We start from the raw sequence: 22,064 nt of genomic DNA, 5'->3' as shown, positions 1-22,064 counted from the left end.
GAACGCCAGGCTCACGGTACGGACCTGGACATCGAGGGTCAACGGTCAGCCCCGGGGTCTCGTGCGTACGCAGCGCGTCATAAGAGATCATCGTGAAACGTTCACGCCGGACGTGCCGGGGAGGAATGGCGGATGATTGACGATGATCGACGGATGATTGACGGATGACCGGGGAACAGGTGTTCAGCGCGTGGCTGCGGGCCCGCAGTGAGCCCGACTGGACGGCGGTGGTCACGCATCCATTCGCCGCGGAGATCAGCCGCGGCACCGCCGCCATGCGGCGTTATCTGGAGCAGGACTTCCAGTTCGTGGACGCCTTCACGGCGCTGCTCGGCGCCGCGGTCGCCGCCGCCGGCTCCTTCGAGGCACGGGTGGCCGTGGGCCGCTTCCTCGGGCAGGCGGTGGCCGACACCGAGCGCGGCTACTTCCACCGCGCGCTCGCCGCGGTCGGCGGTGATCCGGCCCCGCCCAGGCTGGAACCGGTGACGATCGAGTTCCGCGCGCTGATGGACGAGGTGCGGCTCAGCCAGGACTATCCGCTGATCCTGGCCGTGCTGTGCGTGGCCGAGTGGACCTACCTCGGCTGGGCCACCCGGATCCCCGTCATGTGCGAGAGCTTCGTCCACCGCGAGTGGGTCGACCTGCACAGCGGGCCGGAGTTCGAGGCGTGGGTCGGCTTCCTGCGCCGCGAGCTCGACCGGCTCGGCCCGGGGCTGGACGAGAGCGGCCGGGCCCGCGTGCTGGACGTCTTCCGCCACGCGACCACCCTGGAGCGCCGCTTCTTCGACATGGCCGCCGGCTGATCGGCAGGGCTGATTGCAGGGCTGATCCGCGGGGCCGTGTCAGGGAGCGCGCAGGGCCAGCGCGGCGAGGCGGCGCAGGGACAGCCGGAGGAAGACGGCGCCCAGCGGCCCGGCGACCCGCCAGCCGATCCGGCCGGCCACCCCGAAGGGCAGGTGCAGGTGCTCCTCCCACAGGATCCTGCTCCCGCCGCCCGGCCGGGGCAGCACCTGGAACCTCCCCGTCCCGCGGACGACCCGGCCGGTGTGGCGGACCTCCACCTCGTCCGGGGGGCGCCAGCCGGTGACGTCCATCGTGTCCAGGAACGACAGCGGGCCGATCCCGGTCGCCGCCGCGAGCCTGCTGCCCCTGCTGTGGCCGTCGCCCTCGACGACCCAGGCCCGGGTCAGCAGCATCCACTCGCGGTGCCGGGGCCAGTCGGTCAGCACGGCGAAGACGCGCTCCGGGCTCGCCTGGGCGTCCACCGTCACCGTGAGAGTCTCCATGCCTGTTCCTACGTCTGAGTCGCCGCCGCCGGACGCCTCCCGTCCCGGAAGCGGACCGCGTGCGACGCGGCACGGTCCGCGGCGAACCCGAGCAGGCGCTCGCCCTCGTCGGCCAGCGCGTCCCGGGCCGCCGGGCCCAGCGGTGCGAACGGCTCGATCTCCAGGGTCGCCGTCTCCCCTGCCGCCGCGCTCTGCCGCCGCGCTCTGCTGCCGCGCTCTGCTGCCGCGCCTGCCACCGTGCCCTGCTGCCATGCCCTGTCATCGCGCCCTGCTGCCGGGACCGTCCCAGGGATCAGGTGCGCACGAGCGGCGTGTCGACGAGGTGCTCGGCCAGGAACCAGGCCTGCAGCTCGCCCGTACGGACGACCTCGGAGACGAGCAGGTCGTCGGTGCCGTCGTCGCCCATGTCGGCCGCGCGGGAGGCGGCGTCGTGCGCGGCGACCAGGATCGTCTCGTGGGCTTCGAGAAGCCGGGAGAGCATCGCGGGCACCTCCTCCACGCCGTCCGGCGGCCGTGGGATCACGGTCATCTCCGCCACCTGGCGCGGATCGCCGACCGCGACCCCGCCGAGTGTCTGAATACGTTCGGCGATGGCGTCGATGATCGGAAGTTGCTCGCTCGCGTGCTTGTCGAGCAGCAGGTGCAACTGGTAGAAGGTCGGCCCCCGCATGAGCCAGTGGTGCTTCTTGTACAGGCTGTACAGGATCTGCGTGTCGGCCAGGATCTGGTTGAGCCGCTGGCAGGAGTATTCCCGGGTCTCCCTCGGCAGGCCGACGGGGAAGTCCCGGACCGTGCCGAACGACTGGATCTCCACACCCCTCTGGTGCAGCCAGGGCTGGCTGCTCGCACGGACTCCGGAGGAAGGGTTGACAGCCAAGACGTCACTCCTCACTCAATCGGTTTGTACCCAACAGTGAGTCTTTCGCCTTCTATGTCCCCTAAACGCCTTCTATAGCGATTTATCCAAAGTGGACCGTCTATCCGGCCCGCAGGGCCTCCGCGCGGCGCCTCGGCGATCCGCCTTCGAGGGAGGTCGGGAGGCCGCCCCCGGCGGCCTCCTGGGCGATCGCGCGACGTCAGATCTCCAGTCTGTCCTCGATCGAGCGGAGCTGGTGCCGGGCCAGCGCCAGGTTGGCCCGGCCGCGGTCCAGGGCGAGGTAGAGGAAGAGGCCCTTGCCGCCGCGGCCGGTGATCGGCCGGATGAGGTGATACTGCGAGCCCAGCGTGATGAGGATGTCCTCGATCGTCTCGTTCAGCTGGAGCGCCTCGATCGCCCGCAGTTTGGCCCTGACCACCTCGGTGTTGGCCGCGGCGGCGACCTGGAGGTCGAGGTCCTTGGACCCGCCGAGCGCGCCCAGCGCCATCCCGCTTCCGTAGTCGGCCACGACCGCGCCGACCGCGCCGTCGATGGTGAGCATCTCCTTGAGGGAGACATCCATGTTCGCCATGCGTTTCTCTCCTGCCTCTCCTGGTTCCTGTGCTGTGCTGTGCTGTCCGCGGGCGCCGGTCGGCGCTATCCGCGTCCGGCGATGGCGGCGATCCTGTCCGCCGCCCTGCGTCCCTCGATCCGGAGCAGGCCGAGGTTCGCCCCCGGGCCCGCGAGAACGGTGAGGACGAGCGTGGGTCCCGCGGCGTAGCACGCGGTGTGCCCCTGGGCCGCGGAGATCAGCGTCTCCTCCAGCCGGCCGATCTGGGCGAGATCGGTCATTTTCCGGCTCAGCGACAGCAGCGCCGACGTGAGCGCCGCCGTCTGCTCGGTGCTGGTGACGACGGTGCTGGTGACGGTGCTGGTGACGGTGCTGGTCACAGGGCCCGCGGTGAGGTCCGTCGTCACGAGCATGCCGTCGATCGTGCACGTGAGCGCACCGGTGATCTCGGGTGCCCGCTCGCGCAGGACGACCAGCTCCCGATGTATGTCGTGGCGAAGATCCACCGAGGCATCCCTTCCGGCCCGCCTGAGCCACCCGATCACTACAGCGCCTCCAGCGCGTCACGCACTCTGAGCAGCAGGTTCACGTCGGTCACGGCGCCGGCGACCGGCACCGCCGGCGGCCGGGGCGCGCGCCTGGGCAGCGCGTCAGGCTGCTTGTCCGGCTCCTTGTCCGGCTGTTCGTCCGGTGCCGCCTGATCCGTCGCCAGCAGGCCCGCCGCCGCGAGCTCCCGTACGGCCAGCAGGGTGGAGTAGGCCGGGTGCCCGAGGCGGCGGGCCAGCTCGACCGGCGTGGCGGCGGAGTCGGCGGCCAGCAGCAGCTCCCACTGCAACCGGGTGAGCAGCGCGTGCGTGCCGGGAATCCGCCGCAGAGGCGTCACGGGCCGCGCGTCCAGCTCGGCCGACGGCCACGCCCGCTCCAGCCGTGCCCGGCGCCTGGCGCACTCGCGCACCAGCCCCGGCACGTCGAAGAACCAGTGGACCCCGAGCCAGTGGGCGTCGCCCGCCCTGAACCTGGTCCGGAGCGTCCTCGGCGTGAGCAGGAAGAACGCCGCGTCCAGCGTGGCCGACAGCACGCAGAACTCCAGCTCGCCCCGGCTGAGCACGCCCCTGCGCACGAGCAGCGCGCCGCCGTCCCCGCCCGGCCCGGCCTCCTGCCGCGCGTGCCGGATCCTGGCGGCGCCGATCCGGCCCGACCCGCCGAGCAGGTCCTCCACTCCGGGCGTGGCCGCGCAGTCCACGTACGACACCCGGCCGCGTACGAGGTAGACCGTGCCCTCCTTGCCCACCCGCAGCGAGCCGGTGGCCCCGTCCTGGGCGAGACCGGTGAGCACGGCGTCCAGAGTGGGCGCGGGCCGGGTTCCCATCAGGAGGCGACCAGCTCGTCCGTGATGGCGCGCAGCCGCAGCCGGGCCAGGGCGAGGTTCGCACGCTCCACGTCCAGCCGTAGGCACAGCAGCAGCGGGCCGTCGAACATCATCTCCATGGGCCGTACGAGGTGGTAGGACGTGCCGGTGGTCACGATCACGTCCTCGACCCGGAGGCCGGTCTCCTCGGACGCCGTCGCGACGCCGTCGAGCGTGGCGCGGTAGGCCCCGCTGAGCCCGGCGGCGGCCCGGCCGGGATCGGCGATCCCCTTCGCCGCCACGGCCATGCCGCTGGTGTGGTCGACCAGGATCGCGCCGAGCGCGCCAGGAATCGACATTGCCTCCGAGAGGCAGTCCTCTATCCCGATCAACCCGTCACCCCTCGTCGCTTCTGTCGCGCCTCTGTCGTCTCTGTCGCCTTGAAGGCCTCGCCGGTACAGCGCGGCCAACACTAGAGGAGCAGGTGGACGGGGCAGCCGAGTCGGAAACGGGCTGGGATGAATGAATTAGTCCATAAGAATAAGAATTGTTCTCCCTGGAATGGTAATCCCGGTTTTCATGAAATTTCCTCGCATCGGGGGGAGCCGAGGGGAGGGTGCCGCGCGGTGCCGTACGGCGGCCAGAATGAGAGGCGTGGAGCGGATTCTGGTCAGCGCCTGCCTGCTCGGCCGCCGGGTGCGGTACGACGGCGGGGCCAAGACGAGCGACGACGACCTGCTCGCCCGATGGCGCGCGGAAGGGCGGCTCGTACCGTTCTGCCCCGAGGTCGAGGGCGGGCTGCCCGTGCCCCGCCCGCCCGCCGAGATCGAGGGCGGCGCGGGCGGCGCGGCGGTGCTGGCCGGGGAGGCCCGGATCCTGACGCCGGACGGCGCCGACGTCACCGAGGCGTTCCTGTCCGGCGCGCGGCAGGCCCTCGCCGCCGCCCGCTCCTCCGGCGTACGGGTCGCGGTCCTCAAGGAGGGCAGCCCGTCGTGCGGATCGCTGCGGATCTACGACGGCGCCCACCGCGGCAGGACCACCCCGGGGCAGGGAGTGACGACCGCGCTGCTGGAGCTGAACGGCATCCGCGTCTTCGGCGAGGACCGCGTCCCCGACGCCGCCCGCTACCTCGAAACCCTTAGGGAGACAGGGGATCCGCGGTGACGATGACGGCCTTCTCGTCGGGCTTGTGCACCAGGACGTTGTCCACGTAGGACCGCACCGCCACGTCGAGGCCGACGTCCTTGCCGGCCGCCTCCGACATGTACCAGCGGTGGTCGAGCACCTCGTGGAAGAGCTGGGCGGGCTCCAGCTTGCGCCGCATGGCGGCCGGGACCGCGCTCACCACCGCCTGGAACACCTCGGCCAGCCACCGGTGGGCCACGATCGCCTCGTCCTCGTGCCGCAGCCCGTTCGACACGCGGAACGCGTCGAGGTCGTTGAGCAGCCGCCTGGCCTGGTTCTCCTCCACGTCGAGGCCGGTCAGGCGGAGCAGCCGGCGCTGGTGGTGCCCGGCGTCCACGACCTTCGGCCGTACGATCAGCCGGGACGTGCCGGCCTTGCGGCGCACCATCATCTCGGCGACGTCGAAACCGAGCGAATTGAGCCGGCGGACCCGCTGGTCGACCCGGTGCCAGTCGACCTCCTCGATGATCTCGTCCTCGGTCAGCTCGTCCCACAGCCGGTGATAGCGCTCGACCAGCTGGTCGGCGAAGACCAGCGGGTCGATGGTCGGGTGGAGCAGCCCGCCGGCCTCCAGGTCGAGCATCTCGCCGTAGATGTTCACGTGCGCCACGTCGATGTCGTGGGCCCGCTGGCCCTCGCTGATCGCGGGGTGGAGGTCGCCCGTCTCGGCGTCCACGAGATAGGCGGCGAACGCGCCGGCGTCCCGGCGGAACAATGTGTTCGACAGCGAGCAGTCGCCCCAGTAGAAGCCGCTCAGGTGGAGCCGTACGAGCAGGACGGCGAGCGCGTCGAGCAGGCGGGTCAGCGTGTCGGGCCGCACCGAGCCCGACAGCACGGCGCGGTACGGCAGGGAGAACTGCAGGTGCCGGGTGATCAGAGCGGAGTCGAGCTCCGAGCCGTCCGCGGCGGTGCGCCCGGTCACGACGGCCACCGGCTCGACCGAGGGCGCGTCGTGCCGGGTCAGGTCCCACAGCAGGCGATACTCCCGCTTGGCGTATCTGGTGCTGATCTCCTTGATCGCGTAGACCCGGCCGGACAGCCGGGCGAAGCGCACGACGTGCCGGGAGATGCCGCGCGGCAGCGTCACCAGGTGGTGGACGGGCCATTCTTCGAGGGGGACGTCCCAGGGCAGGCGGATCAGGTCGGGGTCGCTGGGGGCTCCGGTGATCTGCAGGGGCACCGATTGCTCCTTATCTGGGGGCTTCCACATAAGTGTCGCGGATAGAGTCGGGCGCTATGACGCTGGTGGATGAGTTCGTTTCTTGGTACCTGGCCGAGAACCCGGTCATGGCCGCTCTGCTGGGGGCCGACGGGTACGACCGCACGCTGGGCGACTTCAGCGCGGCCGCTTTCACGGGACGGGAGCGGGCGGCCGGGGAATGGCTGCGCAAGCTGTCGGAGGCGGCTTTCGACGACCCGGAGGACGAGATCGACCGCGACCTGGTCGCCTCCCATCTGCGCGGGGCCATGGCGCTGGCCCGCTGGCCGGAGTGGCGGCGGGACCCGGCCGCCTACCTCGGGCTGGTCTTCGCCTCGATGTTCACCCCGTTCCAGCAGCGCCTCAAGCCGGAGGCCGAGCTGGTCGACGCCGCCGTCGCGCGCCTCGCCGAGGTGCCGGCCGTGCTCGCCGCCTGCCGGGCGAACCTGGACCCCGAGATCGCCGCCGACCTGCTGGTCCGGCGCGGCCTCGACCAGGCGCGTACGGGACGCCGCTTCCTGACCGAGACGCTGCCCGCCCAGGTCGGCGACCCGGAGCTGCGGGCGCGCCTCGCCCGGGCCGCCGAGCCCGCCGCCGACGCCTTCGACGGGCTGGTCGGCTTCCTGGAGGACTTCCGGCCGCGGGGCAGCTGGCGGATGGGCGAGGAGCTCTACTCGGCCCTGCTGCGCGAGCGGGAGATGCTGGGCTACGGCGCCCCCGAACTGCACGAGAAGGGCAGGCAGGCCTGGGCCGAGCTCGACGGGCGGATGACCGAGGTCGCGTCCCGCGTCGGGCCGGGCACCTGGCGGGAGGTGATGGAGTCGCTCATGGACAACCACCCGCCGACCCTGGAGGCCATGCGCGCCGAGTACGAGGCCGAGACGCTGCGGGCCCGTGACTTCGTCCGGCAGCGGGGACTGGTGACCTTCCCCGAGGGGGAGGAGTGCCGGGTCGAGCCGTCTCCGGAGTTCCAGCGGCCCATCATCGCCGTGGCCAGCTACCTCGCCCCGCCGCCGCTGTCGGCCTCGCGCGACGGGATCTTCTTCGTGCCGTACACGCCCGACGGCTTCACCGGGGAGCAGGTGCGGCAGCGGCTGCGAACCAACTCGCGGGCCCAGATGCCCTCGATCAGCGTCCACGAGGCCTACCCCGGCCACCACTGGCACCTCGGGTGGATGGCCGGCAATCCGCGCCGGGCCCGCAAGATCTTCCGTACGCCGTACTTCGTGGAGGGCTGGGCGCTCTACGTCGAGAAGGTGATGCACGAGCAGGGCTACTTCGACACCCCGGAGACCGAGCTCGCCCACCTCGACTGCCGCATCTGGCGGGCCGCCCGCATCGTGGTGGACACCGCGCTGCACTGCGACGACATGACGCCGGAGCAGGCGGAGGAGTTCCTCACCACGAAGGCGTCCCTGTCGCCGGGGACCGCCGCGGGGGAGGTCAGCCGCTACTGCGCCTGGCCCACCCAGGCTCCCTCGTACCTCACCGGCGCGCTGGAGATCGAGCGCATCAGGGCCGACTACGCGGGCGACCTGCGGACCTTCCACGACACGATCGCCGGGTCGGGCGGCCTGCCACTCGGCCTCGCCCGGAAGGCCGTGCTGGGCTGAGCCTCGTGCCCGGGGCGCGCGGGTCAGCCGGCGAGCGCGCGTTCGATTACAGCGGTGAGCTGGTCCTCGGTGAGAACCGCGGGCCGGCCCACCCCCAGGGCGCGGACGTAGACCTCGCACAGCCATTCGAGCAGGCGGGTCGCCTCGAACGCCTGCTCCAGGCCGTTCCCGATCGTCACCGCACCGTGACCGGCCATCAGGGCCGCCTGCCTGCCCTCGATCGCGGCGAGGACGCCCCGGGCCAGTTCCGGCGTGCCGTACGTCGCGTACGGGGCGACCCGGACCGTGCCGCCGAGCAGCAGCGTGTTGTAGTGAATCGGCGGCAGTTCGGTCATGGTGGAGGCGACGACGGTCGCGAAGACCGAGTGCGTGTGGACCACGGCCCGCGCGGAGGTCGCCTCGTACAACGCGAGATGCGTCGGCGTCTCCGAGGAGGGCCTGGTCCCGCCGTCCACGACCCGGCCGGTGAGGTCGAGGACCGGGCAGTCCTCGGGCCGGAGCCGGTCGAGCGCGACTCCCGACGGAGTGACGACGACCAGGTCGCCCTTCCGGGCGCTCAGGTTGCCCGAGGTCCCGATGACCAGGCCGAGATCCGCCGCCCTGCGGCCGTACTCGCACAGCTCACGCCGCAACTCGTCCATCCGCCCGTCCATCCGCCCGTCTACCTGCTCGTCCACGTCGGCGAATCTACACAATCGGCCGGTTTTCGTGATGTCCTGAACCTATGTACGAGGCTTCCGAGTGGCGCCGCGAGGGTGACACGATCCGCAGGACCGTCGCCGCCCGCGACTTCCGTACGGCCATCGCGATCGTCAACGACATCGCGGAGCAGGCCGAGGCGCTGAACCACCATCCCGACATCGACATCCGGTGGCGCACCCTGCACCTGGCGTTGACCACCCACGACGCGGGTGGTCTCACCGACCTCGACTACAAACTCGCCGCCCGCATCGACGCCATAATCGCCGATCACGAGGCGGGATCCCCCCAGTCCTGAACCAGCCCTGCCGGCGGTCCTGGTGATGAGTTGTCGCGTCCACACCCGTCACACGTACGAAGGGACACGACGAGGCGGAAGGACGACGTGATGGGTGTGGACACGCGGCTGGAGGAGCTGGGCGTGAGCGGGCCGGGTGCGAGCGGGCTGGGTGCGAGCGGTTTGGGCGGGGTCGACGAGCCGGCGTTCACGGGGATGGCGGAGCGGCACCGGCGGGAGCTGCACGTGCACTGCTACCGGATGCTCGGGTCGTTCGAGGACGCCGAGGACACCGTGCAGGAGACGTTCCTCCGTGCCTGGCGCCGGCGGGAGACCTTCGAGGGGCGGTCGACGTTCCGGGCCTGGCTGTACCGGATCGCCACCAACGCCTGCCTGGACCTGCTCGCCAGGTGCCGCCCGGAGCCCGTGACCGGCGGCGAGGTGCTGTGGCTGCAGCCCTACCCCGACCGGCTGCTCGACGAGCTGCCCGCGGGCGACGCGAACGAGCCGGAGACCGTCGCCGTCGCGCGGGAGACGATCGAGCTGGCCTACCTGGTCGCCGTTCAGCACCTCGCGCCGCGCCCGCGCGCCGTGCTGATCCTCCGGGACGTGCTCGGCTGGCCGGCGAAGGACGTCGCGGAGCTCCTCGGCGACTCCGTCAACTCCGTGAACAGCGCGCTGCAGCGGGCCCGCGCCGGCATGCGGGAGCACCTACCGGCCGAGCGGCAGGACTGGACCGGCGGCGAGGAGGACGCCGGGACGCGCGAGCTGGTGCGCCGCTTCACCGACGCCAGCGTGGCCACGGACATCGCCGGGCTCACCGCACTGCTGCGGGACGACGTCCGCTGCTCGATGCCGCCCACGCCGGGCCTGTGCGTCGGCCGTGACGCGGTGGTGCAGGACTGGGTCGAGAGCGGTTTCGAGGGCATGAAGCACCTGCGCGCCGTCCCCACCTTCGTGAACCGGCAGCCCGCCGTCGCCTTCTACCAGTGGCGGAAGCGGGAGGACGCGTATCTGCCGCTGACGATCGACGTCCTGCGCGTCACCGGCGGGCTGATCACCGAGGTCGTCATCTTCCACGATGACAGGTTCCCGCAGCTCGGGCTGCCGGAGCGCCTGCCGGCGGACGGCACAGAGTAGTCCCGGCACGGAGTAGTCCCGGCACGGAGTAGTCCCGGTGCGGACGCTCGCGCTGCGCGGTGGCGCGCGTGTCGCGGTGGTCGCGGCCGAGTGGTCCGCCGCGTTCGGCGTCGTCACCCACGGGCGGGTGCAGCTGGAGCTGCGCGACGGCGAACCCGGGCCGGTCCTCGGACGCGACGCGGGGTTCTGGCTCCGCGGCACCGGCGTCCGCGCCCTGCGCAACCCCGGACGTCGTACGGCGAGGGTGCGCATCGTCACCCTCAGTGACCAACACCGTCACCCGCCAGTCAACACACCCCATACATCGGCTAACGGACATAGGAGGAATGACATGGACAGCATGAACGACACTGGGGTCCTGGCGGGCCCGGCATCGGGCCAGGCCGGCCGCACCCACCCACTCCGCAGGCTCGCCGGCACCGGCCTCGTCGCCATGCTCGTAGCGATGGCGGCCACCACCCTCGCCGCCGCGCTTGCCCGGGCCGTCGGCGTCGACTTCGCGATCCCCGATGGTGGCGAGACGATTCCGTTGCCCGGATTCGCCGTGGTGACCGGTTTCTTCTCGCTCGTGGGCATCGTCATCGCGGTCGCTTTTCTCCGTTGGAGCGCTCGCCCCGCCGAGCGATTCGTGTGGACGGCGGTGTCGCTGACCGCGATCTCCTTGGTCCCGCCCCTCCTCGCAGGGGCGAACACCGCCACCACCATTGCCCTCCTCGGGCTACACCTCGTCCCTGCGACGGTGATGATCCCGACCCTGGCTCGGACCCTCCGCCCCCGGGCCGATTGATCATCCCGCGACAGGACAACGCGCGGCGCAGCGGACGTGCGCGAGCGTGCGATGACATACACCGACTTATCCGATTCGCTGGCGCAGTGTCAGCCGGTGAAAGAGCATCGCGAATTCGTCCCGGGCGGCGGGGATTTCTGCGCGCCTGTGATCCCAACAACTTGCCGCTCGGGGGTGTTCACAGCATGGCAGCGTGAGAGAATTCATACAGAGTTTCGAATCTGTCGGGAGGTGTGATGGATCTGTTCGATGCTGATCCTAGGCACCTCAAGCGTTCTAATGATATCGGCGACGATTGGTGGGATCAGCTCACCGCCGGCTCGCCTTTGTGGTCTCCCGAGGATCCACTTGCCCGCGAATATGTGCCGATCGTCGACCCTGGGGCGCCAAAGCGCACGAGCCGGCTCGATAACTCGGCGGAAACGCCCGGACCTGCTCGTTCATTCACAACTCGTGGTGGCGCGGCGTCTGATGCCGAATCCACCCACGATGAGACCACGCGTGATGCTTTTCCCGATAGCGCCGGGGGTGTCGGCAGCGGTGGTCCCGCTGGCGCTCTCGGTGGCGATGCGTCCGGCAGCGCTCCGGGTAGCGCTTGTGGCGGTGCATCCGGTGACGCTCCCGACCGTGCGTTTGATGGTGCCTTCGGTGGTTCTTCCGGTGGTGCTTCCGGCTCGGGGTCGTCGTGGGTGGCGGTGGCGGCTCTTGTCGAGGCGGCTCGGGTGGTGGCGTTGGTGCCGGTGCCTGAGGACGCGGGTGTGTGTCTGGCCGAGGCGGAGGAGTTGCTTGCGGTCCGTGATCGGATCACTTCGGCGTTGGCGGCCCGGGTGGGTCGTGTCCATCGGGCCGGGGAGGCGAAGAACCATGGGCATGCGTCCACCAAGTTGTGGCTGCGTAGCGCCGGGGGGATGACGCCTGCGGGGGCGGGCCGCCTGTTGACGATGAGCATGGAAGTGCACCGTCTTGCTGAGGTGCGTCGCCTGTTCGCGGAGGGTGGTCTGCCTGAGGGGGTCGTGGAGGCGATCTGCACGGCCACCTCTGGGCTGACCGATGAGCAGGCGGCGACGGCTGAGCGGATTCTGTTGGAGTTGGCGAACTCGGCGGGTGCGGCGGAGGTGGCGAAGGCGGGGCGGTATCTGCGGGCGGTGCTGGATCCCGACGGGCATGAGAAGGACGAGCAGGCGGATTTCGATCGCCGGTTCTTCCGGGTGCGCCGGCGTAGGGGCGGCGGTGTGGAGGGGGAGTTCTACCTGCCGGTGGAGGCGGCCGCGCGGTTGCGGCACCTGCTGGACGTCTACGCCAGGCCGAAGGCGGAGGGTGATGACCGGCCGTTGAGTGTGCGGAACGCGGACGCGTTGATCGCGTTCTTGGAGAACAAGATCGTGACTGAGCTTCTGGTGCTGGTCAACGCCGAGTCTCTCCCCGACGACCCCCCGAGTGGCACTCCCTGCGATGACGGCGAGCCCACCATTGAGGAGCCCGCCGGCGAAGAGCCACACGAAGAGCCAGACGAAGAGCCAGACGAAGAGCCAGACGAAGAGCCAGACGAAGAGCCAGCGGGTGCGGAGCCGGGCGCACGGCCATCGGCCGTCAGCCCCGAACGCACAGCCACCAGCCCCAAACGCACAGTCACCGTGCCCCCGGCGAGCGGGGATCGCTCAGCCGGCGAGGACGGTAGCTCGGCCGTCGCGCCCTCCGCTGGAGACGACACCTCCCGTGCCGCCTGCCGTGCCGCCTCCCATGCCGCCTCCAGTGCCGCCGCCCATGCCGCCTCCAGTGCCGCCGCAGGTGCGGGCGCGGGTGCGGGTGCGGGCGCGTGTGGGGACGCTGACGGGCAGGAGCCTGTCACCGGCCGCGCGGCCGCCGGTAGCTCGCCCATGGATGGTCCGGCTGCCGCCTGGCCGCACTTCGACCCCACCGGCAGCCACGAGCGCAGCCACGAGCACGGCCACGAGCGCGGCGACCTGCGCGACTGCGATGACGTCCAGCAGGGCCACGCCAACGACCACGCCAACGATCCTGACGACGCTGACGACGACCCCGGCACTCAGGAAGAGGGCATCGAGCGAGGACACCGCAGAAACCGAGCGCGGCCGCAGCAGGCACCCCCACAGCAGGCGCACCCCCAGCAGACACGCCCCCAGCAGGCGTATGCCCCTGATCCCCCATCGGAGCACGACGTCCCGCCGGGTGCGGGACACGGCGGCGACGCCTGGCCGGGAGCTGAGCCTTGGCCGGGAGATGATGCCTGGACGGGGATGGGAGCCGATGCGCCGCCGGGGAGCAGTCCGCCGGGGGTGGGGGGCAATGCGCCGCCGGGGGTGTGGTTGCGGGGGTTGCCGGGGCTGATCCTGGCGACCGGGCACCTGCTGCCCATTGTCAGCGTGCATCGGCTTGCCCGCACCAGCAGCCTGGTGAGGATCGTGATGAACGCCGCCGGGCAGGTCCTGGACATGGGCCGCAAGGTCCGCCTGGCCACACCCGTCCAGCGCCGGGCGGTCTTCGCCCGGTACGCCACCTGCTGGGTCGACGGCTGCCCCCTGCCCGCCACCATGTGCCAGATCGATCATTGCGACAACTGGAGCAGCGGCGGGCTGACCGACCTCAAGCTGCTCGGGCCGGCCTGCCAGTTCCACAACCGCGACCGCTACCGCCACCCCACCCGCTACACCCGCCGCACGATCGGAGACGACCGCTGGGCCTTCACCTACCGCAACCCCCGAACCACCCGGCGGCGACTGTGACGGCGGGCCGGTTGACGCCTCTGGCCGGTCAGCCGAACAGGTCAGCCGAACAGGTCGGCCGGGGGCACGGGAGCGAGGACGGCGTCGCCGTCGTGAATGGGGGCGGCCCCGGCGACCAGCCGGGTCAGGTCCTCACCCGCGACGCAGCGGGCCTGGGTGAGGCCGCCCGCGGCCCGGCGGGTCAGTGCCTCGACGGGCAACTGCCCGGGGGTCGCCGTCAGGATGACGTTGCCGAACCTGCGGCCGCGCAGAATGCCGGGCTCGGCGATCAGCGCGGTGTGCGGGAACACGCGGGCAACCGTGGAGACGACCCGTTTGACGAAGGGCAGGCCCTTGCCGTCCGCCACGTTGATCAGGGCGGTTCCGGAGGGCCGCAGCACGCGGGCGATCTCCGCCATGTATTCCGTGGTCGCGAGCTCGACCGGCATGGTCGCGCCCGTGAACGCGTCGAGCACGAACAGGTCGGCCGAGGCGTCCGGCAGAGCGGCGGTCGCCGCGCGGCCGTCCGCCACCCGGACCTTCAACCGGGGCACGGACTTCAGCCTCAGCTGGTCGCGTACGAGCTGGACCAGCCCGGCGTCCGGTTCGACGACGATGTGCCGGGACCCGGGCCGGCGGGCGGAGACGTACCGCGGGATCGTGCAGGCCCCGCCGCCGACGTGCACGGCGTCGAGCGGGCCCTCCGGCAGGCAGTCGATCACGGCGGCGATGAGCTGCACGTAGGAGAAATCGAGATAGGTGGGATCGGCCAGGTCCACGTACGACTGGGGCACGCCGTCCCTGATCAGCATCCATCCGTCGGGCCGGTCGAGGTCGCGCAGGAGCTCCACCTCGCCGAAGGTCGCTTGATAGCGGCCTGACAACGGTTCTTTGCTCCTTGCCACCTTTGACCCCTTTCGCATGATATGAGAACCGTATGCGGAACAGGGCACTGCTCGCCCTCGTCACGGTCGCCGCGGCCATTTTCGTCTTCGGCGTGGTCGGTCTCGTGGTCTCGGGCAGGCAGGAGCCGGTGATGGTCGCCACGCCGGCCGCGTCCCCCACCATCCCGCAGACGCTCGAACTGCGTCCCGACGGCTCGCCGGACGAGACGGCCACCGCCTACTTCGACGCCTGGGCCAAGGGCGACTACGAGGCGATGCGTGAACTCGTCGACGAGCCACCGGCCGATTTCGCCGACCAGCATCGCCAGTTCGAGGACGCCGCCCTGTCGAACTCGATTCGGATCACGCCCGGGGCCGTCACCCGCGACGGGGACGAGACGGCCGAGGTGCCCTTCACCCAGGAGCGGGACGAGCCGGACAAGGGGCCCTGGCGCTTCGACTCGGCCCTGCGCCTGGCCGTACGGGACGCCACCTGGAAGGTGCTGTGGACGTCGGCCGTCCTGTTCCCCGAGATCGAAGCCGGCGGCCGTCTCGTCAGGACCACGCCGATGACCGGCCCGCTGCGGCCGGTGACCCGGGAAGGGGAGGAGTTCCCCCAGGATTCGGACGCCGACGCGTACCTCGACGGGCTGGTCGCCCAGGGGGTGGCGCCGACGAACGGTGTCGCGGTGGGGTGGGAGCTGCGGGTCGAGAACCCCGGGTCGCCGTCGAAGGCCGTTCTCGCCTACACGCCCAAGCGGCAACCGGCCGGCGTACGGACGACCATCGAGTGGCCGGTTCAGGCCGCGGCGGCGCGGGCGCTCGACGGCGTGCCGCAGCGGGCCGCCATCGTCGCCGTACGGCCGACCACCGGGGAGATCCTCGCGGTCGCCGACCGCCTGGGCGGACGCGGCGCCTTCGAGCGCAAGTACGCCCCCGGTTCGACGTTCAAGACGGTCACGGCCGCCGCCCTGCTCGGCGGAGGGCTGGCCCCCGACACCACGGTGGAGTGCCCGTCGGTGTACCAGATCCCCTTCCACCGGCAGATCCCCAACTACCACAACGAGGACCACGGGGCGGTCACGCTCCGCCATGCCTTCGCCCTGTCGTGCAACACCACCTTCGCCCGCCTGACGGTCGAGCGGTTGGACGCCGACAGGCTGGTCGAGCAGGCCAGGGCGTTCGGCTTCGGCGTGCAGGGCGAGAGTGGCGGCGGCCAGGGGAGTGGGCAGGGCGGCGGCTACACGTGTGGCAGCCTGAAACGGCCGGAGAACCCCGACGCGCTCGCCGAGGACTCCTTCGGCCAGGGCACGGTCGAGGCGACCCCGCTGTGCATGGCGCTGGTCGCGGCGGCGGTGAAGAGTGGCGAGTGGCGGCCGGCCCGCCCGCTGGCGGAGGAGGCGTCCCAGGGCGAGCTGCAGCAGAGCGTGCCCCTGCCGTCGAACGTGGCGGAGGGGCTGCGTGACCTGATGAGCGCGGTCACCGTCGACGGGACCGCCGCCGAGGCACACCTGCCGGAGGGGGTGGCCGGCAAGACCGGCACGGCGGAGGACTGGCAGGGTGGTCAGGACCACGCCTGGTTCATCGGCTATCAAGGTGACCTCGCCTTCGCCGTGTTCGTCGAGCACGGCGGCACCGGGCGCAGCGCCGCCGTGCCCATCGCCGCCCGCTTCCTGCAGGCCCTGTAGACCCCTCAGAACCCCTCAGAACCCCTCAGAGGCCGGGCCAGGCGAACCGGTGCGTGTGGATCCCGAAGTAGGTGAACGCCTCGGCCCTGGTCACGCCGGGAACGCGTTTGACGTCGTCGTTGAGCACCGCGAGGAGCTCGGCGGGCTCCCGGCACACCACCTCGGCGAACAGGTCGAACGAGCCCGCCGTGAGCACCACGTAGATCACGCCGGGCAGCGCGCTGATCCGGTCGGCGACCTCGTGCACGTCGCTGTCGACGCGTACGCCGATCAGCGCCATCACCGGAAGGCCCAGCGCCATCGGGTCGGTGACCCCGACGATCTGCACGACGCCCTCGTCGCGCAGTCGCTGCACCCGCTGCCGTACGGCGGGGGCGGACAGGCCGGTCGCCTCGGCGAGCGCGGTGTAGGAGGCCCGGCCGTCCCGCTGCAGCTCGCGCAGCAGGACCCGGTCGATCTCGTCGGGGATCACGCGACCAGCTCGGCGACCGCCGCCGCGAACACCTCGTGGTGCCGGTCCACGTCGGCCTCGGTGGTGGCCGGGGACATCAGCGCCATGTTGTGGAACGGCGTGAGCAGCACTCCCCGGTTGGCCAGGTGGACGTGCAGGTAGTCGTCCAGCTCGGGATCGCCGGCGGCGTTCGACTCGCCGCCGTTGCGCGGGGCCGGGCTGGTGAAGCGATACTCGGCGCGTGCGCCCAGCCGGCTGACCGACCACGCCAGGCCGTGCGCGTCGATGATCTCCTGCACCCCCTTGGCGAAGCGGGTCGCCAGCTCGGTCATGGCGGTGAACGCGTCGTCGGTCAGCACGTGCTCCAGCGTGGCCCGCATTGCGGCGACCGACAGGGGGTTGCCCGCCAGCGTGCCGCCGACCCCGCCCATGTCGACCAGGTCGAGCCCGTCCATGGCCTCGATCCGGGCGACGACCTCGGCCGACAGGCCGTACCCGCCGCTCGGGATGCCGCCGCCGACGGCCTTGCCGATCGTCACGATGTCGGGACGCAGGTTCCAGGCCTTCGTGCAGCCGCCGGGCCCGGCCGAGAACGTGTGGGTCTCGTCGTTGATCAGCAGGCTGCCGTACCGCCGGGTCAGCTCGCGCACGCCCTCCAGGTAGCCCGGCTCGGGCAGCACGATCCCGATGTTGGTCAGGGCGGGCTCCATCAGGACCGCCGCGACGTCGCCGTAGGCCAGTTCGCGCTCGAGCGCGGGCAGGTCGTTGAACTCCACGACGCGGGAGGTCACCGTAGGGTCGACCGGCGCGCCGACGTTGCCCTCACGGGACACCTGCCGGCCGTCCGGGCCGACCACGATCAGTACCTCGTCCACGCTGCCGTGGTAACAGTAACTGTTCACCAGGATCTTCGGCCTGCCGGTGATCGCCCGGGCCAGCCGGATCGCCCACCGGTTGGCGTCGGTGGCGGTCAGCGAGAAGCTCCAGTACGGCACGCCGAACCGGCGGCCGAGCTCGGCGCCGACCCAGGCGGCGTCCTCGGTCGGCATCATCACGGTGGCGCCGCCCCGGCGGCCGAACCGGTCGGCGACCGCCTCCACGGTCGCCTGCGGGGAGTGCCCGGCCATCGCGCCCGTGTCGCCGAGGCAGAGATCGACGTACTCGTGGCCGTCGAGGTCGGTGACGCGGGCGCCGTGGGCCTCAGCCAGGTACAGCGGGAAGCCGCCGGCCGTCTTGTTCATCCACGTCATCGGCACGCCGCCGAAGAGATGCCCCCTCGCCTGCTCGTACGCGACGGCCGAGCGCGGGTTCCGCTCCCGGAAGAGGCGGCGCTCGCGGTCGAGCAGCCGGGCCAGGCGAGTACGGTCGATCATGTTCCCTGCCTCAGAAAAGATTGCCGAACTCGGTTTCAACCACCGAATCTGAAGCAAACGTACACAAACACGTCCGTTTCGTCATCCCTGGGATGGGTGGGTCTGTGGTCGGAAAAATATCCTTCCTGGATGGTATTAAGGCGGAAACCATTCACATAGATGACCCAGTGTGAGGGAATCATCTCGTTTCCCAGCCTGACGCGGAGGCGACATGGACCCCAGCGCTGTGCACGACGCCCTCGCACGGCACCTGCTCGTCGACGGTTTCCGGCTGGTGCTCGACCTGGACCGGAGCGCGGGCTCCTGGCTGGTCGACGCCCGCGACGGGCGGAGGTACCTGGACTTCTACACGTTCTTCGCCTCGTCGCCGCTCGGGGTCAACCCCTTCGCCGGCGAGCCCGAGTTCGTCGCACTGCTCGGCCGGGTGGCGGCCAACAAGCCCGCCAACTCCGACATCTACACCGTGCATCTCGCCGAGTTCGCCGAGACGTTCCGGCGGGTGCTCGGCGATCCGGAACTGCCGCACCTGTTCTTCGTCGAGGGCGGCTCGGCGGCCGTGGAGAACGCCCTCAAGTGCGCCTTCGACTGGAAGAGCCGCTGGAATGAAGCCCACGGCCGCCATCCGGGCCTCGGCACCCGGGTCCTCCACCTGACCCGGGCCTTCCACGGCCGCGGCGGCTACGCGCTCTCGCTCACCAACACCGACGCCGTCAAGACCGACCGGTTCCCCCGGTTCTACTGGCCGCGCGTCGACGTCCCGGCGATCCACCTCGGGAACGTCGAACGCGCCGAGGAACGGGCGCTGGCGCAGGCGAAGGAGGCGTTCGAGAGGTTCCGCCATGACATCGCCTGCTTCATCGCCGAGCCGATCCAGGGCGAAGGGGGCGACAACCACATGCGTCCCGAGTTCCTGCGGGCGATGCAGGACCTGTGTCACGAGTACGACGCGCTGTTCGTGCTGGACGAGGTGCAGACCGGGGTGGGTCTCACCGGCACGCCCTGGGCGTACCAGCAGCTCGGGTTGGCCCCCGACATCGTGGCTTTCGCGAAGAAGGTGCAGGTCGGCGGCATCATGGCGGGCCGCAGAGTGGACCTGGTGCCGGACAACGTGTTCCGGGTGAGCGGCAGGATCAACTCCACCTGGGGAGGCGGACTGGTCGACATGGTGCGGTCCCGCCGGATGCTGGAGATCATCGAGCGGGACGGGCTGATTCCGAGGGCGGCCATCCTGGGCGAGAAGCTGCTGGGCGCCCTGCGGGGCCTGGAGTCCGACGGACTGGTCGCCAACGCGCGGGGCCGCGGGCTCATGTGCGCCTTCGACGTCCCCGACCCCGGCGGGCTGGTCACCCGGCTGCGGGAGGAGCGGGCGATTCTGGTCCTGCGCTGCGGCGAGCAGTCGGTGCGGCTACGCCCTGCCCTGTCCGTCCAGCCCGACGAGCTTGAGCACGGCCTCGCCGGTCTCCGCGCCTGCCTCACCGGCGTCTGAGCACGGGTTGTCTGAGCACGGGTTGTCTGAGGACCGGGCTTCTGAGGACTGCTCGGCTCTCTCCCCGGGCGGGTCCGCCTCGCCGCGCCAGCGGCAGATGGCCCTGCCCCGCGACTCCACGCCAAGCTTGGCGTAGATGCGGTTCACGTGGTTCTTCACGGTCTTCTCGCTCAGGAACAGCCGCTGGGCGATCTCGCCATTGGAGTGACCTGTGGCGATCAGCTCCATGACCTCGCTTTCCCGCTTACTCAACCCAAGGGCGGTGTGGTCGTCGCCTCTCATCCGGCCTCCGTCGAAGACGTCAGAGATCGCCGGGGCCCCCGCGCGGCGGTTGTCAGGCAGCATAACCCGCAATGTCCACCAATGGGGCAAAGAGGGCTGACTTGCCCGCGTCAGCGCTGCTCGCGTCGCTACCTGCCTGAAACACGGGTCCCTGAAACACGGGTCCCTGAAACACGGGTCCCTGAAACACGGGTCCCTGAAACACGAACGGCCGGTCCGTGAGGACCGGCCGTTCGTTGCTGGGGTGAGTGATGGGACTTGAACCCACGACATCCAGGACCACAACCTGGCGCTCTGCCAGCTGAGCTACACCCACCATGTCCGCCGCTCGCGGCGTACGAAGAAAGTGTAGCGGTATTTTCGAGTCCTCCGCGCCCTCGATACCGCACGCCCAGCCTGTGATCCGGGGCCCGCTTATGACCCGGACACGGCCTCGGCGACCTCGCGGGCGGTGGCCGAGTCGGGGCCGGGCTGCGGGACGAAGACCGCGGCACGGTAGTAGCGCAGCTCCCGGATGCTCTCGGTGATGTCGGCCAGCGCGCGGTGCCCGCCCTGCTTCTCGGGGGAGGCGAAGTAGACCCGGGGATACCAGCGGCGGGCCAGTTCCTTGATCGACGAGACGTCGATCATCCGGTAGTGCAGGTGGCCGTCCACGAGGGGCATGTCCCGGGCGATGAAGGCGCGGTCGGTCGCGATGGAGTTGCCGCACAGCGGCGCCCGCTTGGCCTCGGGGATGTGGGACCGGATGTAGTCGAGCACGACCGCCTCGGCCTCGGCCAGCGTCACCCCCGTCGAGAGGGCCCGCAGCAGTCCCGAGGCCGTGTGCATCTCCCGCACGACGTCCGACATCTGTTCCAGGGTCTCGGCGGGCGGCTTGATGACGACGTCCACGCCCTCGTCCAGCTGGTTCAGCTCGCCGTCGGTGACGATGCAGGCCACCTCGACCAGCGCGTCATGGCCCAGATCGAGCCCGGTCATCTCACAGTCGATCCAAACCAGCGGGTCAGTCATGCCTCAAGCGTAATAGGGACGTCACTGGGCTTGGAGCGAGTTCAGCACCCGCTTGACGACCGACTGGTCCAGGTTGTCGGGCACCGAGACGTACAGCATCGCCGGTTGGACGCCCTGGCCGCGGTCCACGAGGACGAACGCGCCCCGCTCCTTCTTCCAGTCGAGCTTCTGCGCCGTGGACACCTGGGAGAAGTCCATCTCGAACTCGATGATCCAGCCCTGCTTGCCACTCACCTTCAGCGCCTCGCTGCGCAGGACCCTGCGCTTGTGCGAGAGGCCGTAGAAGACGGGTTCGTACGCGACGAGCATCGCCGGGGCCAGCCGCTCGAAGTCCTGGGGACCGGTGTAGGGGATGACCTTGGGCAGCTCGGCGGCGAAGACGCTGCCCACCCAGCTGTGGTCCTTGCCGTCGTAGTTCTGCTGGGACATCGCCTGGTAGCCGCTCGTCCACAGCGGGAACTGGTCGTTGGACGGGTCGTTGATCTCCTGCGACTGCGGCACCACCCACTTGCCGCCCGGGAAGGCGTAGGACAGCCCGGTCACCGAGTCGTTGATCCGGCCGCCGGTCGGCTCCGGCAGCGTGGGCAGCGGCCGGGTGGACGGCTCCGGGCTCGGCTCGGGCGGCACGGTCTGGTCCAGCGGCGGTGGGGCCGTCGTCACCGGCTGCGGCCGGGCGGTCACCGTTCCGGCGCGGTCGCGCAGGAGGACGAACGCGCCGCCGATCAGGAGCGCCAGCACGACCACCGCCGCGATTCCCCCGGCGATCCAGGGCCACACCGTCGTGCTCCGTTGCTGCGTGCCGAACTCGGGCACGGGAAGCTGGGCCGTAGGCGCCCCCTGCCCGCCCGGATAGCCCGGCTGGCCCCACGGCGCCTGGCCTCCAGGACCGGAGCCGCCGGGGCCATAATCGCCAGCACCGTAACCTCCAGCGCCGTAACCTCCAGCGCCGCCCGAGGGCTGGGTCCACTGCTGCGCCGGTGCCGCCTGGGACGGCACAGTCTGGGACCGCACGGTCTGGGACGGCACGGTCTGGGACGGTGCCGTCTGGTCGGGCGCGGCCGCGGCCTCCTGTCCCGGCTGCCCCGGCTGTCCCGGGGAGTGGGTGGCGTCGGTCCACTGGTTGCCGTCCCACCATCGCAGGAGGGGGGAGCCGTACGGGTCCGGATACCAGCCGGCAGGGGTCGTCGTCATGCGCGCCACACTAAT

Annotated in this window: 24 protein-coding genes and 1 tRNA gene; 9 read left to right on the top strand and 16 right to left on the bottom strand. The window is 70.9% G+C overall.

What is annotated here, in order from left to right:
* The first annotated feature begins 164 nt into the window (after positions 1 to 164).
* Positions 165 to 803 (top strand): TenA family protein, encoded by a 639-nt coding sequence (locus tag OG344_RS01420; protein WP_405086616.1) that lies wholly within the window; start codon positions 165 to 167, stop codon positions 801 to 803.
* 39 nt (positions 804 to 842) lie between these two features.
* Here the strand turns inward: OG344_RS01420 and OG344_RS01415 are convergent, their stop codons facing one another.
* The 7 genes from OG344_RS01415 to OG344_RS01385 form a co-directional block, all read right to left on the bottom strand.
* Positions 843 to 1,286 carry an SRPBCC family protein gene (locus tag OG344_RS01415; protein WP_327047430.1) on the bottom strand — a complete coding sequence of 148 codons (444 nt, stop codon included), beginning with the start codon at positions 1,284 to 1,286 and terminating at the stop codon, positions 843 to 845.
* 8 nt (positions 1,287 to 1,294) lie between these two features.
* Positions 1,295 to 1,522 (bottom strand): hypothetical protein, encoded by a 228-nt coding sequence (locus OG344_RS01410; protein ID WP_405086615.1) that lies wholly within the window; start codon positions 1,520 to 1,522, stop codon positions 1,295 to 1,297.
* 56 nt (positions 1,523 to 1,578) lie between these two features.
* On the bottom strand, positions 1,579 to 2,163 hold the full coding sequence (locus OG344_RS01405; RefSeq protein WP_405086614.1) for a Dps family protein: 585 nt from the start codon (positions 2,161 to 2,163) through the stop codon (positions 1,579 to 1,581).
* Between the two features lie 199 nt (positions 2,164 to 2,362).
* Positions 2,363 to 2,734, bottom strand: coding sequence for a hypothetical protein (locus OG344_RS01400; RefSeq protein ID WP_327047424.1), 372 nt, complete (start codon positions 2,732 to 2,734; stop codon positions 2,363 to 2,365).
* A gap of 65 nt (positions 2,735 to 2,799) precedes the next feature.
* Entirely contained in the window at positions 2,800 to 3,219 is a 420-nt protein-coding gene (locus OG344_RS01395; RefSeq protein WP_405086613.1) for a roadblock/LC7 domain-containing protein, read from the bottom strand.
* A 38-nt stretch (positions 3,220 to 3,257) separates the two neighbouring features.
* Positions 3,258 to 4,082 carry a MarR family transcriptional regulator gene (locus OG344_RS01390; RefSeq protein ID WP_405086612.1) on the bottom strand — a complete coding sequence of 275 codons (825 nt, stop codon included), beginning with the start codon at positions 4,080 to 4,082 and terminating at the stop codon, positions 3,258 to 3,260.
* Complete coding sequence (locus tag OG344_RS01385; RefSeq protein WP_327047421.1) at positions 4,082 to 4,420, bottom strand: roadblock/LC7 domain-containing protein; 339 nt, start codon at positions 4,418 to 4,420, stop codon at positions 4,082 to 4,084. Before OG344_RS01385 ends, OG344_RS01390 begins: the two co-directional genes overlap by 1 nt.
* Positions 4,421 to 4,715: 295 nt before the next feature.
* Between OG344_RS01385 and OG344_RS01380 the strand changes: the two genes are divergently transcribed.
* Positions 4,716 to 5,225, top strand: coding sequence for a DUF523 domain-containing protein (locus tag OG344_RS01380; protein WP_405086611.1), 510 nt, complete (start codon positions 4,716 to 4,718; stop codon positions 5,223 to 5,225).
* Here OG344_RS01380 and OG344_RS01375 read toward each other — a convergent pair.
* Positions 5,200 to 6,426 carry a DUF4032 domain-containing protein gene (locus tag OG344_RS01375; RefSeq protein ID WP_405086610.1) on the bottom strand — a complete coding sequence of 409 codons (1,227 nt, stop codon included), beginning with the start codon at positions 6,424 to 6,426 and terminating at the stop codon, positions 5,200 to 5,202. The two genes, OG344_RS01380 and OG344_RS01375, sit on opposite strands and share 26 nt — an antisense overlap.
* Positions 6,427 to 6,482: 56 nt before the next feature.
* Here OG344_RS01375 and OG344_RS01370 point away from each other — a divergent pair, with 56 nt between their 5' ends.
* Positions 6,483 to 8,057 carry a DUF885 domain-containing protein gene (locus tag OG344_RS01370; RefSeq protein ID WP_405086609.1) on the top strand — a complete coding sequence of 525 codons (1,575 nt, stop codon included), beginning with the start codon at positions 6,483 to 6,485 and terminating at the stop codon, positions 8,055 to 8,057.
* Between the two features lie 23 nt (positions 8,058 to 8,080).
* On the opposite strand, the gene OG344_RS01365 is transcribed toward OG344_RS01370, so the two are convergent.
* Complete coding sequence (locus tag OG344_RS01365) at positions 8,081 to 8,734, bottom strand: class II aldolase/adducin family protein (RefSeq protein WP_405086608.1); 654 nt, start codon at positions 8,732 to 8,734, stop codon at positions 8,081 to 8,083.
* A gap of 47 nt (positions 8,735 to 8,781) precedes the next feature.
* On the opposite strand from OG344_RS01365, the gene OG344_RS01360 reads away from it, so the two are divergent.
* The 4 genes from OG344_RS01360 to OG344_RS01345 all read left to right on the top strand — a co-directional run bounded on the left by OG344_RS01360 (position 8,782) and on the right by OG344_RS01345 (position 13,704).
* Positions 8,782 to 9,054, top strand: a complete 273-nt coding sequence (locus OG344_RS01360; RefSeq protein WP_405086607.1) for a 4a-hydroxytetrahydrobiopterin dehydratase — start codon at positions 8,782 to 8,784, stop codon at positions 9,052 to 9,054.
* 90 nt (positions 9,055 to 9,144) lie between these two features.
* Complete coding sequence (locus tag OG344_RS01355; protein ID WP_405086606.1) at positions 9,145 to 10,173, top strand: RNA polymerase subunit sigma-70; 1,029 nt, start codon at positions 9,145 to 9,147, stop codon at positions 10,171 to 10,173.
* 37 nt (positions 10,174 to 10,210) lie between these two features.
* A complete protein-coding gene (locus tag OG344_RS01350; RefSeq protein WP_405086605.1) occupies positions 10,211 to 10,960 on the top strand; it encodes a DUF6069 family protein in 750 nt (249 codons plus the stop codon).
* A gap of 236 nt (positions 10,961 to 11,196) precedes the next feature.
* Positions 11,197 to 13,704 (top strand): DUF222 domain-containing protein, encoded by a 2,508-nt coding sequence (locus OG344_RS01345; RefSeq protein ID WP_405086604.1) that lies wholly within the window; start codon positions 11,197 to 11,199, stop codon positions 13,702 to 13,704.
* A gap of 41 nt (positions 13,705 to 13,745) precedes the next feature.
* Here OG344_RS01345 and OG344_RS01340 read toward each other — a convergent pair whose 3' ends face one another.
* Complete coding sequence (locus tag OG344_RS01340; RefSeq protein ID WP_405086603.1) at positions 13,746 to 14,567, bottom strand: spermidine synthase; 822 nt, start codon at positions 14,565 to 14,567, stop codon at positions 13,746 to 13,748.
* A gap of 53 nt (positions 14,568 to 14,620) precedes the next feature.
* On the opposite strand from OG344_RS01340, the gene OG344_RS01335 reads away from it, so the two are divergent.
* On the top strand, positions 14,621 to 16,255 hold the full coding sequence (locus OG344_RS01335; protein WP_405086602.1) for a penicillin-binding transpeptidase domain-containing protein: 1,635 nt from the start codon (positions 14,621 to 14,623) through the stop codon (positions 16,253 to 16,255).
* Positions 16,256 to 16,280: 25 nt separating this feature from the next.
* On the opposite strand, the gene OG344_RS01330 is transcribed toward OG344_RS01335, so the two are convergent.
* Complete coding sequence (locus OG344_RS01330; protein WP_327047410.1) at positions 16,281 to 16,727, bottom strand: Lrp/AsnC family transcriptional regulator; 447 nt, start codon at positions 16,725 to 16,727, stop codon at positions 16,281 to 16,283.
* Positions 16,724 to 18,079 (bottom strand): transaminase, encoded by a 1,356-nt coding sequence (locus OG344_RS01325; RefSeq protein WP_405086601.1) that lies wholly within the window; start codon positions 18,077 to 18,079, stop codon positions 16,724 to 16,726. The genes OG344_RS01330 and OG344_RS01325 overlap by 4 nt, the downstream gene beginning before the upstream one ends.
* 211 nt (positions 18,080 to 18,290) lie before the next feature.
* On the opposite strand from OG344_RS01325, the gene lat reads away from it, so the two are divergent.
* Entirely contained in the window at positions 18,291 to 19,565 is a 1,275-nt protein-coding gene (gene lat / locus OG344_RS01320) for an L-lysine 6-transaminase (RefSeq protein ID WP_405086600.1), read from the top strand.
* Here lat and OG344_RS01315 read toward each other — a convergent pair.
* The 4 genes from OG344_RS01315 to OG344_RS01300 form a co-directional block, all read right to left on the bottom strand.
* Entirely contained in the window at positions 19,485 to 19,847 is a 363-nt protein-coding gene (locus tag OG344_RS01315) for a LuxR C-terminal-related transcriptional regulator (protein WP_405086599.1), read from the bottom strand. The genes lat and OG344_RS01315 overlap by 81 nt on opposite strands.
* Positions 19,848 to 20,087: 240 nt before the next feature.
* A tRNA-His gene (locus OG344_RS01310) sits at positions 20,088 to 20,163 on the bottom strand.
* A 98-nt stretch (positions 20,164 to 20,261) separates the two neighbouring features.
* Positions 20,262 to 20,858, bottom strand: a complete 597-nt coding sequence (orn, locus tag OG344_RS01305; RefSeq protein ID WP_405086598.1) for an oligoribonuclease — start codon at positions 20,856 to 20,858, stop codon at positions 20,262 to 20,264.
* A gap of 21 nt (positions 20,859 to 20,879) precedes the next feature.
* Positions 20,880 to 22,049 carry a DUF2510 domain-containing protein gene (locus tag OG344_RS01300; protein ID WP_405086597.1) on the bottom strand — a complete coding sequence of 390 codons (1,170 nt, stop codon included), beginning with the start codon at positions 22,047 to 22,049 and terminating at the stop codon, positions 20,880 to 20,882.
* Positions 22,050 to 22,064 lie beyond the last annotated feature (15 nt).

Source organism: Microbispora sp. NBC_01389 (genome assembly GCF_045040095.1).
Classification (GTDB): Bacteria; Actinomycetota; Actinomycetes; order Streptosporangiales; family Streptosporangiaceae; genus Microbispora.
This window is presented reverse-complemented; position numbering and strand designations above follow the sequence as displayed.